The following is a 15,188-nucleotide window of genomic DNA, read 5'->3' as shown; positions in this document are numbered from 1 at the left end:
AAAAAAGCCCCGGCATTGCCGGGGCTTTTTTTGTTGTCCCTCCCGTTTGCCATCACTTGAAGCCTGATGTTTACCGAAAAATAAAACATTTTTATAGAAACGCTAAAGAGTTGACACCCGGTGCCGATAAGGTAGTAACGGCCAGGTTATACGATGGAGGTGTCATGATATGCTGAAGAACAGACTTGAATTTAAAGTGCTGGGGATAATCGGTGCGACGCTCTGCGTGGGGTTCGCGATCCTCGGCGTGACCGCAATCTGGCTGGAATATGCCGCGTTGATGAAGCTCCAGACAACTAACACGCGCGGCCTTGCAAACCTCATTGCCCAGGAACTCGCCGAGAATATGATGGCAGGGGAGATGGCGGTTATAAACCGGTATGTGGAGCGGGTGAAGGGAAAGGGGCAGGTGCTGGACCTCAAGGTGTTCAGTCCTGAAGGCAAACCGTCGGGGAACAAGAGTGCGCCTGTCGACCCGGTTGTTGCCGAAGCCCTTGCCTCGGGCCAGGCCAGAGAATTGCGTCGTACACTCGACGACGGGAAGCACGTTCTGAGCTTTGCCGTCCCGCTGGCGAACGAAGAACGCTGTACCTCGTGTCATGACAAGGGCGCCCGGTACGCCGGCGCAATCCTTCTCACCACCTCGCTTCAGGATGGATATATCGCCGCCCGGAATCTGACCTTCACCCTCACGGCGGCGGGTTTTGTCTTTTTCCTGATCATGCTCGGGTCTCTTTACCTCTTCTTCCGCCAGACCATCGTCCGCAACATCCGTGAACTGTCGGAGCGGATCCAGGTCATTGCCCACGGGGAAGGCGACCTTACTTCCCGGATGCCGGTTCGGACCGGCGACGAGCTCGGCGAACTGGCCGAAGGGGTCAATATGCTGATCGCCAAGCTGCGGGAGATCGTGACCTCCCTCTACAGCCAGGCGGGGCATATCGCCATATCGGCCTGCCGTACCGTAAAGGGAACTGAAGAGCTTGTTGCGTCCACCTCGGAACAGAAGGACCTTTCCACCTCGGTGGCGGTGGCCTCCGAGGAGATGTCGGCCACCCTGAACGACGTGGCTGCCACTACCCAGCGGGCGGCCCAGCTTTCCCTCAATGTGGACCGCGCCGCAAAGGTGGGAATGGAGACCGTGGAGGAGACCTCCCTGAGCATCGACCAGATTCGGACCAACGTATTAGGCACCCTTGAGGCCATGGGGAAGCTGGAGGTGTCGTCGGGACAGATCGGCGAGATTGTGGGGATCATCGAGGATATCGCGGATCAGACCAATCTTCTGGCCCTCAACGCGGCCATCGAGGCGGCCCGGGCCGGCGACGCGGGGCGGGGATTCGCAGTGGTGGCCAACGAGGTGAAGACGCTCTCCAATCGTACCGCCACCTCCACGCGGCAGATTGCCGCCATTGTGAAGAGCATTCAGGAAGAGATCGGCGCGGTGGTGGCTTCCATCGACGAGGGTAAGGCGAGGGTTGAGGAGGGGGTTGAGAGGTCAGTCCATGCCCGTCAGCAACTGGAGGGGATTCTGCGGCTGGCAGGCGACTCGACGGAGATGATCAGTCAGATTGCCACGGCTACCGAGGAGCAGAGTGCCACAACCATTGAAATTACGGAGAAAATCGGCCAGGTGTCGGCCACGGCGGGAGCGGTGAATGGGCAGATGGAGCAGACGGCCCGCATATTCCGCGAACTGTCGGAAACGGCCGAAAACATCTACGGTACCGTGGGGAAGTTCAGCGTGGGGTGCTATCACGATACCGTAAAAGGGTATGCCGCAGAGTTGCGGGAGCGGGTCACGGCAGCCCTGGAGAAGGCCATTGCAGACCGGAAGATTACCATGGAGGCCCTTTTCAGCACCGACTACATGCCGATTCCGAACACCGCCCCCCAGAAATACCGCACCCCCTTCGACCGGTTCTTCGATGAAGTCGTGTCGCCGCTCCAGGAAGATATCCTTGCGCGGGACAGCGGCATGTACTACGCCATCAGCGTCGATCGCAAGGGGTACTGCCCTTCCCACAACCTGCGCTATGCCCGTCCCCTGACCGGAGACGCCGCCGAGGACAAAGAGCACAACCGCACCAAGCGGATATTCAACGACCGGACCGGTATCCGCTGCGCCACCCATACCCAGAGCTTCCTGCTCCAGACCTACCTCAGGGATACCGGAGAGGTCATGAACGACCTGTCAACACCCATAACAATCGGCGGGAAACACTGGGGGGCGGTCAGGATCGGCTACCGGGCCGACGACTGATACAAACCCTATACCTGGAAACCGCTCATGGCCTCGCTCAGTTCATCGATCTGGCGCGTGAGGCCCGAGACGGTCCCATCCATGATGCGGGTAGTTTCCATCCCCCCCTCGGACGTGGTGTTCAGATTATCCACTGCCAGGACAATCTTCTCCGTGCTTGCGGTCTGGATCTGGCAGGCCTGGCGGATCGTTACGACCATCTGCGATATTCCCGCACTGGACGTGACGATGAGGGTGCCGGCGTTGCGCTGCTCCTGGGTGGCCCGCCGTACCTGGGAGGTAAGGTTCTTCATGCGGCCGGCGGCATCCATGATAAGCCCTGTGCCGTGGGCCTGCTCCTCTGTGGCCCGGGCGATCTGTTCCACCTTGCCGGCAACCCGGTCAACGGCAGCCCTCATGTGCTCGCTGGCCTGGGCCTGTTCAACGGCGGTGCGGGCAATGTCGCTCACCTGACCGGAGGACATTTTCACCCCGTCAACAATCTTGTTGAGGGCTTCTCCCGAACGGTACGACAGTTTTTCCCCCTCGGCGATCCGTAGTTCGGAATGCTTGATGGCGGCCACAGCCCGTTCGCTCTCTTCCCTCAGACCTGTAATGATGGTGCCTATCTCGCCCGTGGAATTGGTGGTCCGCTTGGCAAGTTCCTTGATCTCGTTGGCCACTACCGCGAAGCCCTTGCCGTGTTCGCCCGCCTGCGCGGCGATGATGGATGCGTTCAGGGCGAGGAGTTTCGTCTGCTCCGCGATGTCGTTGATTACGGAGATGATGGTGCCGATGTGGTCCGCCCTTTGTGAGAGCGTTGCGACGGTTTCACCCACGTAACGGGAAGAGCGGCGGATTTCGTCAATGCCGGCGATGGTGCTTTCTACGGCCTCGCGCCCCTGCTCCGCATCCCGTATCACTTCCTCCGATATGGCGGCGGTTTCCATGACGCTTTTTTCGATCTGCTTGATGGATGTATCCATCTCGGCCACCAGTGACGCGGTCCGCATGGCATCGTTCATGAGGGTGGAGGCATTGGAACCGATCTCCTTTTCGGCGGCCGCTGTCTGAACAATGGAGGCGCTTACCTCTTCAACGGCTCTGGCAAGGGCGTCCACGTGCTCGGCAACATCCTCGATGCTTGCCGACATTTGCATAATGGATGAGGAGTTTTCCGCGGCCGTGCGGGAAAGCTGCTCCACCGAGAGAGCTACGTCGGTAACAGATCTGTCGATGGCCCGGACCCCCTCGGTGGTTTCCAGAACGGCATCTGCCTGTATTTTTGCATTGCTCACGCCGCTGTTGGCCGCCGCCTGTACGGTTTCGGCAATCGTGCGCAACTCTGCCACCGATGATTTTACCCTGGTAAGGGTTGCAGCCAGGCGTTGCAGCATGGTGTTGAAGTTGACGGAGAGGAGCCCCAGTTCGTCATCTGCGTCACTCTCCACTGTGACGGTCATGTCACCTTCGGCGCCACGGTCCATGGCGTAGGCCAATTTGTTGACACGCTTTACCACTTTTCTGGCAGCGAACATCCATAAAACGAACAGGAACAGCACGGCATTGACGAGGGAAATCACAAGGGTGAGCCGGGCGATGTTCTGGGCCGCGGGGGGCGCATCTGTCAGATAACCGCTGGAATAGTACGCACAGATGCTGCCGATAAGGGCAATTACAATGCCCGCAATGAGCGAGAAGCGGATCAGCCTTGAGCCGATGCGCAGGTTTTTTGCCATTATTGCTCTCCTTTAAGACGGCGGGGAACACCGGAGGGATTGATGCTGTCCCCTGTGTCAAGCGGACATTTGGGGTATGACTGCAAAGGGTGTACCCTTAGAGGTCTTTTCTTACCCGAAGCGATAGACTCTTTTACCCCCGTGGTAGAGTTCGATCGGGCCGTCTTCGGACACCTTGATGACCCGCCCGAAGTAGGACGCTGCGCTGGCGGCCGTTGTGCGGCCTCCGCCCACCACAACCTCCCGCGTATGGGAGGTGTCGATTATGAAGCCGGTCTCCATGAGCTTTCCTTTTTTGCTGAAGACGGTCATGCCGTCCGAAGAAAGGAGCCGGAGCAGTTCTCCCGACTGTTTGAGCGTGCTGATACTCTTCCCCTTGACTTTTCCGAACAGGATGGCGCTAAGGGGGTCGCCTCCCCCCACTGAGCCACGTCTGAGGGTTGCCAGTTGTCGCGGGCTCCGTTCATGGATCAGGACGACGGTGCCGTGACGGGTTTTGGACAGGGTGTAGACCGTCCACAGCAAGTGGTCGATCTCCTCTTTCCCGAGGCTTTCCGCCAGAAACGAGCGGATGATGTCCGGATCGAAGATTCTCCACTGCCCACGCCTCCTCACCAGAAGCTTGTCGGGCCCGATGATGACTTCGATTTCCGATGACTCGTTTACCTTTATGGCGAAGGCCCCTGCGCCGGCGCTGCGCAGCAGAGAGAAGGCCCCCTGGTGGGTCTGGCGGTCCACCTCTTCCCGCTCGGCCGTGGCGCTGGTCCGGATAATTCCGCCCACCTGCATCTGGATATTGGCCACAAAAAGAGAGCTCAGGCCGTCGATGAACCGGTAGGTGAGGGGATTCGCAAAAAAATCGTCATTTATGGCTTGCGGAGGCTTGAGTTCGGTCCAGTCGTATTTCTGGTACCGTATTCTCCGGCGAAGGTCGGGGAGTTTTGTCCGGTGGATGAGAAATCCCGTGGTGGCAGGCTTTCCTTCGTACCGCTGGTAGGAAAGATTCTTCAGGAGCTGGATCAGTTGCTGGATCGACCAGAAGGCTTTGCGATGGTCGCCCCGCAGGAAACGGGCCACGGCGATATCCATAATCGAAGCGAGAAGCGCCGTGCGAAAATGGGCTGCGTATCCCTCCTGCTTGAAGCCGGTGAACATGGCGGCAAAGGCGGCCAGCAGCTCGCGGCAGAAGACTTCCTCCGTCCGGGTAAAGGGGATGGCGTAGCGCCGTGCCGTGAAGCTATAGGGGAGGTCGTCGATGGTGATTGTTTCGCGCAGGAGCGGTTCGCCTTCCTCTATGGGCGCTTCGCCGGGTACCAGGCTTAGCTCTGCTCCTCCAAGAAGTGTCTGGATACTTCCCTTGATTACATCGAAGGCGGCTGCCGGCATTGATTTCTCCCGGTTCATGGGTTGTAGGCGGATTTAATTCTAGCATCGAGCGGGACTGACGACAACCGTCACAAAACGAAAATGAATCCGCGAAAATGCTGAAAGGGGATGGAATCCCATCCCCTTTCGCTCATCCGCAGCAACCCGTCGGCTGATTGTCCGACAACGGCATTTTCTTTCCACACTTCTGGCACCGCCAGAAGAGGCCCCCTCAGCCGGGAAGGAGGATCATTTTCCCCTGGCAGTCGGGACACGTTTTCTCATTCTCCATGTACCACCTCCTGTATGGTCTTTTACTGATTAGAGCAATAAATATACCTATTCGAATTATTTGACGCTAGCCCGGAGGCGGGCAACACCAGGTATCTCGGCGACAAGTTCGTCTCCCGGAACAATGGCGCTGACGCCGGCCGGTGTGCCGGTGAGAATTACGTCGCCCGGTTCCAGGGTGAAAATCCCCGACATGTAACAGATAATGTCGCGGACGGTGTGAATCATGAGAGAAGTGGAGCCGTCCTGGCGGGTCTGCCCGTTGACGGTGAGATGTATCCTCAGATCCTGGGGGTCGCTAACCTGGGCCGCGGGGGTGAACGACGAGAGGGGGCAGGCAGTGTCGAATCCCTTGGCAATGTCCCAGGGGAGCCCTTTCTTCTTAAGCTCCGCCTGCACGTCGCGGAGTGTCAGGTCGATGGCGACGCCGTAGCCTGCCACGTGCTCCAGGGCGCGCTCTGCCGGGATATTCTTCCCCTTGGTTCCGATGAGTGCCGCCAACTCCGCTTCGTGGTGGCAGTCCTTCGAGTAGGATGGGATAACAATGGCACCGCCGTCGCCGATCACCGACGTGGCTGGTTTCATGAAGATTACCGGCGCTTCGGGAGTCTCGTTTCCCAGTTCCTTGATGTGCTCCGCGTAGTTCCGGCCGATGCAGAGGATTTTTCCGATGGGGTACTCCTGCCCCAAGCTGGCGATTCTGGCTGTCGTCATGGCGTCACTCCATTCAGAGATTTCCGACCCTGCACGGGGTGCCGGCAAGCCGGAATCCCTGCCAGGTGCCGCGGCGTTTCAGTTCGTTCACGATTGAATACCACATCTGGTTGTTCTTGAGATCCCAGTGGGGGGCTATCCGTATGGCGATGGGGGCCGAGCCGTAGAGCCTTTGGATGGCGATTCGCGGCGGCAGGAGCTCCAGGAAATCGCAGGCGGCGGAGACATACTCCCGGTGGCTGATGGGGATGAATTCACCGCTATAGTAAAGCTCTGCCAGTTTCGTCCCCCGTATTGCCTGGAGCTGGTGGAGCTTTACCGAGTTGACCGGAAGTTTTGCCATCAGATCGGCGGTACGCAAAAACCCTTCTCTGGTCTCGCCGGGGAAACCGTAGATCAGGTGGGTGCAGAGATCGATGCCGCGGCCTTCGATTCGTCCAACCGTCTCGAGGTATTCGTCCAGGGTGTGGCCACGGCCGATCTGACGGAGGATTGCATCATCCATGGACTGGAGGCCCAATTCGATACAGACGTAACGGCTTTTCGCCAGATCGGTCAGGAGGTCCAGCGCTTGGTTCGACAGGGAGTCTGGGCGGGTGCCGATTGAGATGCCGACGACGTCGGGATGGGCCAGGGCGCGGGTGTAGAGGTCACGGAGCCGCTCAACCGGGGCGTAGGTGTTGGTGAATTTCTGGAAGTATACGATGAATTTTTCGCTTCCCAGGCGGTGGCGATGATAGGCCATCCCCTCATCCATCTGGAGCTCGATCGTTTTCTCGGGCACGGTGCCCCCAGGCGAGAACGAGGCATTGTCGCAGTAGATGCATCCCCCGGTCCCCCGGGCACCATCACGGTTGGGGCAGGTGAAGCCGCCGTCCACGTTCACTTTGCTGACACGGCAGCCGAAGCGGCGGCGCAGGTATGTGCCGTAGGAGTTGAAGCGGAGATCTGGGTTTATGAGCGAATCGGACATCGGTTACTCGGTGTGTTCTACTGCGCCAGGAGCGACAAAAAGACGCGGGCTTCTTCTTCGGGGTTGCCGGCAGCAATGATGGCGGAAATGAGAGCAATGCCGGCTGCTCCCGCAGCAAGGGTATCGGGCGTGTTTTCCCTCTTTATACCTCCGAGGGCGAAGACGGGGATGCTTAGGAGCGAAACCGCTTCGGCAAGGAGTTTCAGCCCCACGGGGGCGCCGTAGGCCGCCTTCGAGGGAGTGGGGTAAACGGGGCCGAAGGTGATGAAATCGGCTCCAGCCTCTGCGGCAGCCATGGCACTCTCCCTGCTGTGACAGGAGACGCCGATGAGCCGATCTCCGCCGAGAATCCGGCGGGCCGCATTGGCGGGGATGCCCGCTTCCCCCAGGTGGATGCCGTCGGCGCCTGCAGCCAGGGCAATATCCGCCCGGTCGTTGATGATGAGTTTCGCCCCGTAGCGGTCGGTCAGCTTCCGCATGGCACGGGCCAGTTCAAGAAGATCCCTGGGGGGGATATCCTTTTCCCGAAGCTGTACCGCCCGCACCCCCCCTGCCAGAGCCCCCTCCACCGCGGCAAAGAGGTCCCCGCCGGGCGCCTGGTGGCGGTCGGTAATGAGGTAGAGGCGAAAATCGGCCTTATTCAATCATCCCCTCGACGGGGCTTGACGCGGTGGCGTAGAGTTTTTTCGGAATGCGTCCCGCCCTGTAGGCAAGGCGTCCCGCCCGCACTGCCAGATTCATGGCTTCCGCCATGGCGATTGGGTCTTTAGCCCCGGCGATGCCGGTATTCATGAGGACGCCGTCAACGCCCAACTCCATGGCTATTGCTGCGTCGGAAGCGGTTCCTACGCCTGCGTCCACGATGACCGGCACCTTCACGGTCTCCATGATGATCCGGATGGTATAGGGATTGCGGATGCCGAGGCCGCTCCCGATGGGGGCTCCCAGGGGCATCACGGCGGCACAGCCGATATCTTCCAGCTTTTTGCAGATGATGGGGTCGTCGCTTGTGTAGGGGAGGACGGTGAACCCTTCCTGCACAAGGATTTTGGCCGCCTTGAGGAGTTCCTCGTTGTCGGGGTATAGGGTTTTCTCGTTCCCGAGGACTTCCAGCTTCACCATGTCGCTCATCCCGGCTTCCCGGGCGAGGCGGCAGGTGCGGACCGCGTCATCGGCCGTGTAGCAGCCGGCGGTGTTGGGGAGCAGGGTGTATTTCTTGGGGTCGATGAAGTCGAGGAGCGATTCCTTGGAGCGGTCGGTGATGTTCACCCGCCGCACCGCAACGGTTATTATCTCTGCCCCCGAGGCTTCCAGGGCCGCTACCATCTGCTCGTTGCTGGCATATTTGCCGGTGCCGACCATGAGGCGTGAGTTGAACTCCCGGCCGGCGATGATCAATTTGTCGTTCGAGTTGGACATTGGTAAATCTCCTTTGTTATCCCCCGCCCACGAAGTGGACGATTTCGATCCGGTCTCCGGCGTTGAGGATGGTGGATTCATATTCCCCTTTGGGCAGGATGTCCTGGTTCAGTTCGACGGCTACCCGGCGGGGATCGATGTCGAGGGAGCGGAGCAGTTCCATGATTGACACGGGCGTGGCGGCGCGTGTTTCGCCATTGACGATGATTTCCATTGCGGTCTCCGAGTTATTGGTGCCGACTCTGTCGGCGGCATGAGTCGTGTAAACAAAAAAAGCCGCAGAAGCGGCCCGTGGTTGTGGATTAAACCATGCTGGAACGCTTCCCTACGCCGGCATTATCCGGATCAGGTTCAAAGGGTTGTCCGAAGCAGTGCATCGGACTCTCAGTCGAAACTCCCCTAGCGATTTGATATTATGCAATTATAAAACAGCGTAACCTCGACACAAAGCTAACAAGTATGCCGGGATTCGTCAAGGGTTTTCAGGTGATGTCTCCTGTCGAGGGGCAGGGGGAGTGGGGGAAGGATGCGTCATGATTTCCTGAACCGCTCGATGGTGTCGAGAACCTCCTGCTCGCGGCGGATTGCTTCGTTGCAGAAGTTCCAGATGTGATAGCTTTCGAGCCCCAGGATGGTTATTCCTGCCACGAAGACCGCCCAGTAATTTTCGTTCAGGGCCCTGGAGAAATGGTAAAAACCGTAGAAGGCCGTGAGGTAGCCCACATGGGCAAAACCGCTGTATTCCTCCTTGCCTGCCATCATGCGCGAAAGGATGAGGATGATGGCTGAGAAGGTGTACAGAACAAGCGCGCCGCTGATCATTATGGCGGAGGGTGGCTTTCCGAGAGTCGAGCGGATTGATGCCGGGAGCGAGGGGAGAATGCTGAAATCTCCCAGTGCCACGATACTTACTGCAATAAAGAGAGCCATGGCCCATAGCCCGCGGTTCGCCTTGCGCCGGAGCTTGTTGACCCGTTGAATGGTTTCAAGGCGCACGGCATCCCGGTCGGGCATAGTGCCGGCTGCATCAGGCTGGGCGGGCGGTTGCTGGTCACGCTTCATGGGTGATCTGTCGTGGTTGTCTGCCATGAACGACGTATGTCAGGAACGGCTGTCGGCGCCATCGCCTTCGGCTGAGCGCGGTTGTTTCAACTCATTCTGAGTGGTCTTCAGCCTGTTTGCCATATCTTCATAGGCACGGGCCAGTTCGCCGATCTCGTCCCGGTAGGCAGGCGCTTTACTGCTCTGCTCTCCTCTGTTTATGGCGGTGACGTAGTTGGCCAATTCCTTGATGGGGAGCAGGACGTTGCGGAGCAGAAGGGCGGAAACCCCGCCTACGGTCAGAACCAGAACCATGAGACAGAAGACGATCATTCTGCTGCGCAGGGTGCCGAGAGTTTTCTGAAGCGGCTCTTCCGAAAGGCCGATGTCGAGGGTGCCGAGGAGTTTCTGGGTGGAGCTGTGGACGTGGCAGGCGGCAGTGAAGCAGTCCGGTTCGTTGTAGATGGGAACCGTGATGGCGATGACGCTGTGACCATTTTCATTGATGAAGCGCCGGGCCTGTTCCATTCTCCCCATGCTGGTGAGGGGTACCGGGCCGGCATGGCAGGCGATGCAACCTGCTGCTTTTTTGTCCACAAACTTGTTTACGTCCTCGGGGTGGGCCGAGAACATGATAACTCCCTTTTTGTTGAATATGCGGGTGTGTTCAACCCCCTTCTGCTGGCCAATATTATCTATGATGTTGCGCAAGGTTTCCCGATCGTCCTTGAGCATGGCGTAGCGTGCCGATTTGACGATGGTTCCTGCCAGGTTGGTTTCGTTCAGAATTGCGTCATTAAGCATATCGGTCTTGATGACCGAGTACAGGAGTATGCAGCAGACCACGACAAAGCCTGTTACGGCTATGGCGGGCGGCACAGTCGCCTTCGCGGCAAAGCTCTTCAGCATGGGAGCTCCCTGAAAATGATATATTTTTCTAAATCATACTCTCGGCGGCAGATAATGCAAGGGCGGGAGTTGTTTCCCCCCGCCCTTGGTAATGACCTGTATCAGCTGCTTTGTATGACTACATGTCGTGACACTTCACGCAGTCTTCGCGGACTGAAAAAGCTTTCTTGCCGTCGTGGCAGGCGCCGCAGGACTTCCCGTTCTCCATTTCCAGCATGGTCACTACTTTGTTGTTGCGCCCCGCCTTGAAAATCTTGGTGTGGCAGGCGTTGCAGCTGTACATGCCCAAGTGGAGATCGTGATCGAATTTCGCCGGTCCTGCCCCTTTTACCTTGAAGTCGACATTCTTGACCGGGTGGCACTTGGCGCATTGCTTCACATCGAAGAGACCCTTGCCGTTGTGGCAGGCCCCGCACGATTTCCCTTTTTCCATGGCCGCCATGCCGACCGGCGTGTTGCGCCCGGGGGTGTAGAGCTGGTTGTGGCAGTCGCCGCACTTTCTCTTGCTGGTATGGAGCTTGTGGCTGAAGATAATCCTGCCGGTTTCCTTGGATGTGAGGCTCACTTCTTTAACCAGGTGGCAACGAGCGCATTCATCGACACTGAAGGCTGATTTGCCGTTATGGCAAGCCCCGCAGGATTTCCCTTTCTCCATCTCGGCCATGGTGACGGGCTTATTGCGTCCGGCCTTGAATAACCTGGGGTGGCAGGCGCTACAGTCGGAGTACTTGGCCAGGTGCTTCTTGTGGCTGAAGGGGGTGGGGCCGGCGGATTTTACATGGTAGGTGATTTCCTTCACGGCGTGGCAGCGGGCGCAATCCTTGAGCGGGAAGACTCCGTTCTTGCCGGTGTGACAGGCTCCGCAAGACTTTCCCCGCTCCATGTCGGCCATGGTGTAGGTGACTTTCTTCTTCATGTCGAAGATGGAGGGGTGACAGGCTTTGCAGTTATTTTCAATCCCCTTTTTGCCAAGGTGGGCCTTGTGCTTGAAGACGACATTTCCGGCGTCTTTGGTGGTGAAGACGACATCCCTGATGCTGATGCCGTAGGAAAGGCCGGCGGCGACGAGCGTGTAGGCCACGAGCAGAAGGGTGAAGCGGAATCTCATATTAGCCTCCTCAAAAAAATAAATGCTTATGCGCCAGAACGGCCTGAATTATAGGGAAACCATTCAGATTAGTCAATTTTAAATCCCCGTCGTTCAATGCGGCTTATTCTTGAGCGCAAAAAGAAAGGCGAAACGGGCTGTCCATTTCGCCTTTGCATGGTCTGACAATTCAAATCAGTGGTGGTCTACTTCTTCCCAGCCATTCCACATGGGCTTGAAGTGGGCTATTACGGTGTGCCCCATGGTGGCCAGGTAGATGTGAACGAAAAGGAAGGCGAAGAAGCAGCAGGCAATCAGGAAATGGGCACTGACCAGAATTTTGAGGCCTCCCAGGAGCATGATCATTTCTCTGAGTGGTGCCACGTTGAGGATCAGGATGCCGCTCAGGATTACCAGTGGCAGCAGTACGAGCATCAGCCCCATGTAAGCCACTTTCTGCATCGGGTTGAACTTGTCGTCGGGACTGGGGTGGTGAGGGCTCGAGCCGCCTTTGAAATAATAGTAAAAGTAATAGAGCACCTGGCGGAATATTCCCATCTTTATGTCATAGACGCTGGGGACATAGAGCTTGAATAGATTCCCCTTTACGATCAGGTAGTAGGCAAACCATATAGCGTAGAAAATGGAGACCGTTATTCCGGCAGTATTATGGAGTCTTATGGCGGCCTTGTAGGTTCCGAAGATGTTCACATATTCTGGGAACCTGATCTGGATGCCGGTAACCACAAGGGTTACAATCCCGAGGGCATTGATCCAGTGCCATATCCTTACCGGCATGGGGGTGAGGTAGATATATTCGACGTGTTTTGCGTGTTCATTGAGTTCAGCATGTTCAGCATGCAATGTTTGCTCGCTATGGGCGCTCATTGTTAGTGCTCCTTTCTATTTCTTCTGGTAAGGAATCTGAAGGTCCCGTGTACTCCGGCAAACCCCATGCCGCCCAGGACGATGAGGCCGCCGACTATGGAGAGCGCCGTGCTGCGGGTGGAGCCCATCATGTAGAAGTCGGGGGTCCCATAAAGGACATCGAGTACTGCGCCTTTCTCCACTGCTACGCGGGTGTACGTTCCTCCCTTGTCAGGAAATGCGACGTAGCTCGTCTGCATTGCCTTGGGGCCCGATGCGTGGCAGAAGGTGCAGTCCCAGCGGTTGTCTAGAATCTGATAGCTGTGGGTCACCTTTTCAGGGGTCATCATCCCCCAGAGCCTCATGTCGTCGTGTTTCGAGTTAAGGTTAAAGGAGCGTAGCTCATCAAGGGAGATGAGGTTGTCGTTGTTGCTGTCAATGAGGGATTTAACATCTTTGCCGCCCGGCACGAGACGAGTGAGATCGTCGTGGCTTGCTACCTTGAAATTGCTATGTTTCTCTGATCCTATACGTTTTTCGATGTACATGGTAATGACGTAATTCTCAGACCCGGTGTGACAGGTGATGCAGGGGAGCGCGTCAATGTGGAGGTCAGCCTGAGGAAGCCATTTTGCGTGGGCTTTTACCATGTCGTTGGTCCCATGGCACTTGGCGCACATGGCGTTCATGTCGCTGGCGGATGTCATTGCCGGCGATTTCACCGTGTGGGGATTATGGCAATCGGCACATCCGGCGTTGTTGGCGTGGAGACTTGCGGCATATTCCTGATTGACTTCATTGTGGCATTCCTTGCAGGTAGCCCTGGAAGGCCTGATCCCGTCATTGGGGTGGTTCGCGGTTACCGATTCATGGCAAGACGTGCACCCGATGATTGAGTGGCTGGTTTTCTTGTATTGAACCGGATCGACGAAGAGATGCGACCCATTTTTGCCGCTGATGTTCTTGTCGCCGTGGCAGGTGATGCATGCATCTTCAGGCATGTTGGCAGCAAGAGCCGTAAGCGGGAAGATCGAGAGAATCGACAGCACGAAAGCTGCTGATCGTAAGGTTAACATTATGCCGTCTCCTTTTTCTGTGCCATTTGATGGTTGACTCATCGCGAAGCGTCCTTTGTCCTTTTCGCTAGTGGTGCGCGGATTCACTGGCCAGTGGCCGTTCCTTTTTCACTCCTTTGGCGAAACCGAGCATCATGAAAACGGCCGGAAGGAGTTGGGCTACAATGATGAGGGCGCAGAACCCGAGGAAGAGCCAGACGAAGATGCCGCTGTTGTCTTCCCGTGCCCCTGAAGCGGCCAGAGCCGGAGCTGCCGTGCCGAGCCATGCTGCGATTGCCTGTACCAATGCCGAGCGTTTCATGATGTCCTCCTTGTGTTCTTTTCTATCGGCGAGGTTGCTTAACCTGTTTGCTATTTCTCCGGTCGGCTGTTGAGGAGGTTTTCGAAGGCGCATCGCACCACCTGGCGAATCTCCTCCTTGTCTTCCGGCTTGACCGGTCTCAGGGCGTGATAAAAAATCCCTTCCTTTCGCAGTTTGCGAATGACAGGAAGCGATGCGTCGTTGGAAACGAGGATGATGGTTACGTTCCTGTCGCATTTTTTTATCAGGGGTATCAGTTCCCCCGCCTTGAATTCGTCGAACTCGCTTCCGATCAGTACTACTTGGGCGGTCTTTTTGAGGACCCCATTGAGGGCGTTGGCTGCGGAGTTGGTTACGGTTACATTGTAGCCCGCCTCGATGAAGAGATCCGCCAGTTCCTTGCGAGCGACCGTATCATTATCAGCAATGAGAAGTCCTAACATGGTCGTCCTCTCCCCGTCGGAATTGCCGGATTTATCGCTCTCCCCGTTGTGTATTCAGGGGGATCTCTTCGACAGGATGAGAAAAAAGTCCTCTGAGCATGGAGCCGAACAGAAACAGGCCGGGGGCCAGTTGGAACACTATTATCAATGCTCCGAATGCAAGGAAGAAAGTAGCCAGAAAACCGTTGGCCTCGAACTCGGCGCTGCTTGCCGCAAAGGCTGTACCGGATGCTGCGAGAAGTGTGATTAAGATTCTTGATGTGGCCTTCATGATATTCTCCCTGAATAAGTCGAATGGGATTCGGTTTATTGTTTTGCAATCTATTCTGCATTCGTTATGCCATGTTGATTAAATGTTTTTAAGTCGGCGAAAGTAGGGGGAAATCGGCTTGGTTGCCACGGGGGCTGGAGTGTTTAAAAACGCTAATGTGTATAGTGTGGTTATACGGACTCCGGCTTATGTGGGAGCCGGCCAACTTGGTGCCAAATGCTAACCTGCCGAAATTGCGAATAATTATTGCTGGTTCTCGGGTGTATAAAATAATATACGGGTGTAAGCTGATGTAACATGCCGAAATTACCGGTAAACATCATTGGGGGCGGCGAATACCTCGTGGTTGGGGATTATAAGGTGTTTGACTTGTTATTTCGGTTGATGTAATTTGAAAACATTAATTGTATGTTGTTTTATCGCCGTTCTGTACTGTTATGTATGAGAAAC

The 15,188-nt window shown here is 56.8% G+C and carries 16 protein-coding genes and 1 riboswitch; of the genes, 1 reads left to right on the top strand and 15 read right to left on the bottom strand.

Annotation, left to right across the window (positions count from 1 at the left end):
* Positions 1 to 169 precede the first annotated feature (169 nt).
* Positions 170 to 2,263 (top strand): methyl-accepting chemotaxis protein, encoded by a 2,094-nt coding sequence (locus tag JZM60_RS02670; RefSeq protein WP_207163990.1) that lies wholly within the window; start codon positions 170 to 172, stop codon positions 2,261 to 2,263.
* Positions 2,264 to 2,271: 8 nt separating this feature from the next.
* Here JZM60_RS02670 and JZM60_RS02665 read toward each other — a convergent pair whose 3' ends face one another.
* The 15 genes from JZM60_RS02665 to JZM60_RS02595 form a co-directional block, all read right to left on the bottom strand.
* Positions 2,272 to 3,981, bottom strand: coding sequence for a methyl-accepting chemotaxis protein (locus tag JZM60_RS02665; RefSeq protein ID WP_207163989.1), 1,710 nt, complete (start codon positions 3,979 to 3,981; stop codon positions 2,272 to 2,274).
* A 111-nt stretch (positions 3,982 to 4,092) separates the two neighbouring features.
* Positions 4,093 to 5,367: a hypothetical protein gene (locus tag JZM60_RS02660; RefSeq protein ID WP_207163988.1), complete on the bottom strand. Its 1,275-nt coding sequence runs from the start codon at positions 5,365 to 5,367 to the stop codon at positions 4,093 to 4,095.
* A gap of 327 nt (positions 5,368 to 5,694) precedes the next feature.
* Complete coding sequence (locus tag JZM60_RS02655; protein ID WP_207163987.1) at positions 5,695 to 6,351, bottom strand: fumarylacetoacetate hydrolase family protein; 657 nt, start codon at positions 6,349 to 6,351, stop codon at positions 5,695 to 5,697.
* Positions 6,352 to 6,364: 13 nt separating this feature from the next.
* The gene (gene mnmL, locus JZM60_RS02650; RefSeq protein WP_207163986.1) at positions 6,365 to 7,324 is read right to left on the bottom strand and encodes a tRNA modification radical SAM protein MnmL/YtqA; all 960 of its coding nucleotides are present in this window, start codon (positions 7,322 to 7,324) and stop codon (positions 6,365 to 6,367) included.
* Between the two features lie 17 nt (positions 7,325 to 7,341).
* Complete coding sequence (thiE, locus tag JZM60_RS02645; protein WP_207163985.1) at positions 7,342 to 7,968, bottom strand: thiamine phosphate synthase; 627 nt, start codon at positions 7,966 to 7,968, stop codon at positions 7,342 to 7,344.
* Entirely contained in the window at positions 7,961 to 8,743 is a 783-nt protein-coding gene (locus tag JZM60_RS02640; protein WP_207163984.1) for a thiazole synthase, read from the bottom strand. Before JZM60_RS02640 ends, thiE begins: the two co-directional genes overlap by 8 nt.
* Before the next feature lie 16 nt (positions 8,744 to 8,759).
* Positions 8,760 to 8,957 carry a sulfur carrier protein ThiS gene (gene thiS / locus JZM60_RS02635; protein ID WP_207163983.1) on the bottom strand — a complete coding sequence of 66 codons (198 nt, stop codon included), beginning with the start codon at positions 8,955 to 8,957 and terminating at the stop codon, positions 8,760 to 8,762.
* A gap of 91 nt (positions 8,958 to 9,048) precedes the next feature.
* Positions 9,049 to 9,154, bottom strand: a riboswitch (TPP riboswitch).
* 120 nt (positions 9,155 to 9,274) lie between these two features.
* Positions 9,275 to 9,832, bottom strand: a complete 558-nt coding sequence (locus JZM60_RS02630; RefSeq protein WP_241426349.1) for a menaquinol oxidoreductase — start codon at positions 9,830 to 9,832, stop codon at positions 9,275 to 9,277.
* 12 nt (positions 9,833 to 9,844) lie between these two features.
* Positions 9,845 to 10,693 (bottom strand): HAMP domain-containing protein, encoded by an 849-nt coding sequence (locus tag JZM60_RS02625; protein ID WP_207163982.1) that lies wholly within the window; start codon positions 10,691 to 10,693, stop codon positions 9,845 to 9,847.
* A 118-nt stretch (positions 10,694 to 10,811) separates the two neighbouring features.
* On the bottom strand, positions 10,812 to 11,801 hold the full coding sequence (locus JZM60_RS02620) for a cytochrome c3 family protein (RefSeq protein ID WP_207163981.1): 990 nt from the start codon (positions 11,799 to 11,801) through the stop codon (positions 10,812 to 10,814).
* Between the two features lie 174 nt (positions 11,802 to 11,975).
* Positions 11,976 to 12,668, bottom strand: coding sequence for a cytochrome b/b6 domain-containing protein (locus JZM60_RS02615; protein ID WP_207163980.1), 693 nt, complete (start codon positions 12,666 to 12,668; stop codon positions 11,976 to 11,978).
* Positions 12,669 to 12,670: 2 nt separating this feature from the next.
* Positions 12,671 to 13,723: a cytochrome c3 family protein gene (locus JZM60_RS02610; protein ID WP_207163979.1), complete on the bottom strand. Its 1,053-nt coding sequence runs from the start codon at positions 13,721 to 13,723 to the stop codon at positions 12,671 to 12,673.
* A 67-nt stretch (positions 13,724 to 13,790) separates the two neighbouring features.
* The gene (locus tag JZM60_RS02605) at positions 13,791 to 14,024 is read right to left on the bottom strand and encodes a hypothetical protein (protein ID WP_207163978.1); all 234 of its coding nucleotides are present in this window, start codon (positions 14,022 to 14,024) and stop codon (positions 13,791 to 13,793) included.
* A 50-nt stretch (positions 14,025 to 14,074) separates the two neighbouring features.
* Positions 14,075 to 14,467, bottom strand: a complete 393-nt coding sequence (locus tag JZM60_RS02600; protein WP_207163977.1) for a response regulator — start codon at positions 14,465 to 14,467, stop codon at positions 14,075 to 14,077.
* 31 nt (positions 14,468 to 14,498) lie between these two features.
* Entirely contained in the window at positions 14,499 to 14,738 is a 240-nt protein-coding gene (locus JZM60_RS02595; RefSeq protein WP_207163976.1) for a hypothetical protein, read from the bottom strand.
* Between the last annotated feature and the right edge of the window lie 450 nt (positions 14,739 to 15,188).

It is taken from the genome of Geobacter benzoatilyticus (genome assembly GCF_017338855.1).
Taxonomy (GTDB): Bacteria; Desulfobacterota; Desulfuromonadia; order Geobacterales; family Geobacteraceae; genus Geobacter; species Geobacter benzoatilyticus.
Note: the sequence above shows the minus strand (reverse complement) of the source record. Positions and strands in the feature narration are given on the sequence as shown.

What these genes read in the sequence shown, in the direction of transcription:
- JZM60_RS02670 (WP_207163990.1), top strand. Translation starts at nt 170, where the DNA reads ATGCTGAAGAACAGACTTGAATTTAAAGTGCTGGGGATAATCGGTGCG.
- JZM60_RS02665 (WP_207163989.1), bottom strand. Translation starts at nt 3,981, where the DNA reads ATGGCAAAAAACCTGCGCATCGGCTCAAGGCTGATCCGCTTCTCGCTC.
- JZM60_RS02660 (WP_207163988.1), bottom strand. Translation starts at nt 5,367, where the DNA reads ATGCCGGCAGCCGCCTTCGATGTAATCAAGGGAAGTATCCAGACACTT.
- JZM60_RS02655 (WP_207163987.1), bottom strand. Translation starts at nt 6,351, where the DNA reads ATGACGACAGCCAGAATCGCCAGCTTGGGGCAGGAGTACCCCATCGGA.
- mnmL (WP_207163986.1), bottom strand. Translation starts at nt 7,324, where the DNA reads ATGTCCGATTCGCTCATAAACCCAGATCTCCGCTTCAACTCCTACGGC.
- JZM60_RS02640 (WP_207163984.1), bottom strand. Translation starts at nt 8,743, where the DNA reads ATGTCCAACTCGAACGACAAATTGATCATCGCCGGCCGGGAGTTCAAC.
- thiS (WP_207163983.1), bottom strand. Translation starts at nt 8,957, where the DNA reads ATGGAAATCATCGTCAATGGCGAAACACGCGCCGCCACGCCCGTGTCA.
- JZM60_RS02630 (WP_241426349.1), bottom strand. Translation starts at nt 9,832, where the DNA reads ATGGCAGACAACCACGACAGATCACCCATGAAGCGTGACCAGCAACCG.
- JZM60_RS02625 (WP_207163982.1), bottom strand. Translation starts at nt 10,693, where the DNA reads ATGCTGAAGAGCTTTGCCGCGAAGGCGACTGTGCCGCCCGCCATAGCC.
- JZM60_RS02620 (WP_207163981.1), bottom strand. Translation starts at nt 11,801, where the DNA reads ATGAGATTCCGCTTCACCCTTCTGCTCGTGGCCTACACGCTCGTCGCC.
- JZM60_RS02615 (WP_207163980.1), bottom strand. Translation starts at nt 12,668, where the DNA reads ATGAGCGCCCATAGCGAGCAAACATTGCATGCTGAACATGCTGAACTC.
- JZM60_RS02610 (WP_207163979.1), bottom strand. Translation starts at nt 13,723, where the DNA reads ATGTTAACCTTACGATCAGCAGCTTTCGTGCTGTCGATTCTCTCGATC.
- JZM60_RS02605 (WP_207163978.1), bottom strand. Translation starts at nt 14,024, where the DNA reads ATGAAACGCTCGGCATTGGTACAGGCAATCGCAGCATGGCTCGGCACG.
- JZM60_RS02600 (WP_207163977.1), bottom strand. Translation starts at nt 14,467, where the DNA reads ATGTTAGGACTTCTCATTGCTGATAATGATACGGTCGCTCGCAAGGAA.
- JZM60_RS02595 (WP_207163976.1), bottom strand. Translation starts at nt 14,738, where the DNA reads ATGAAGGCCACATCAAGAATCTTAATCACACTTCTCGCAGCATCCGGT.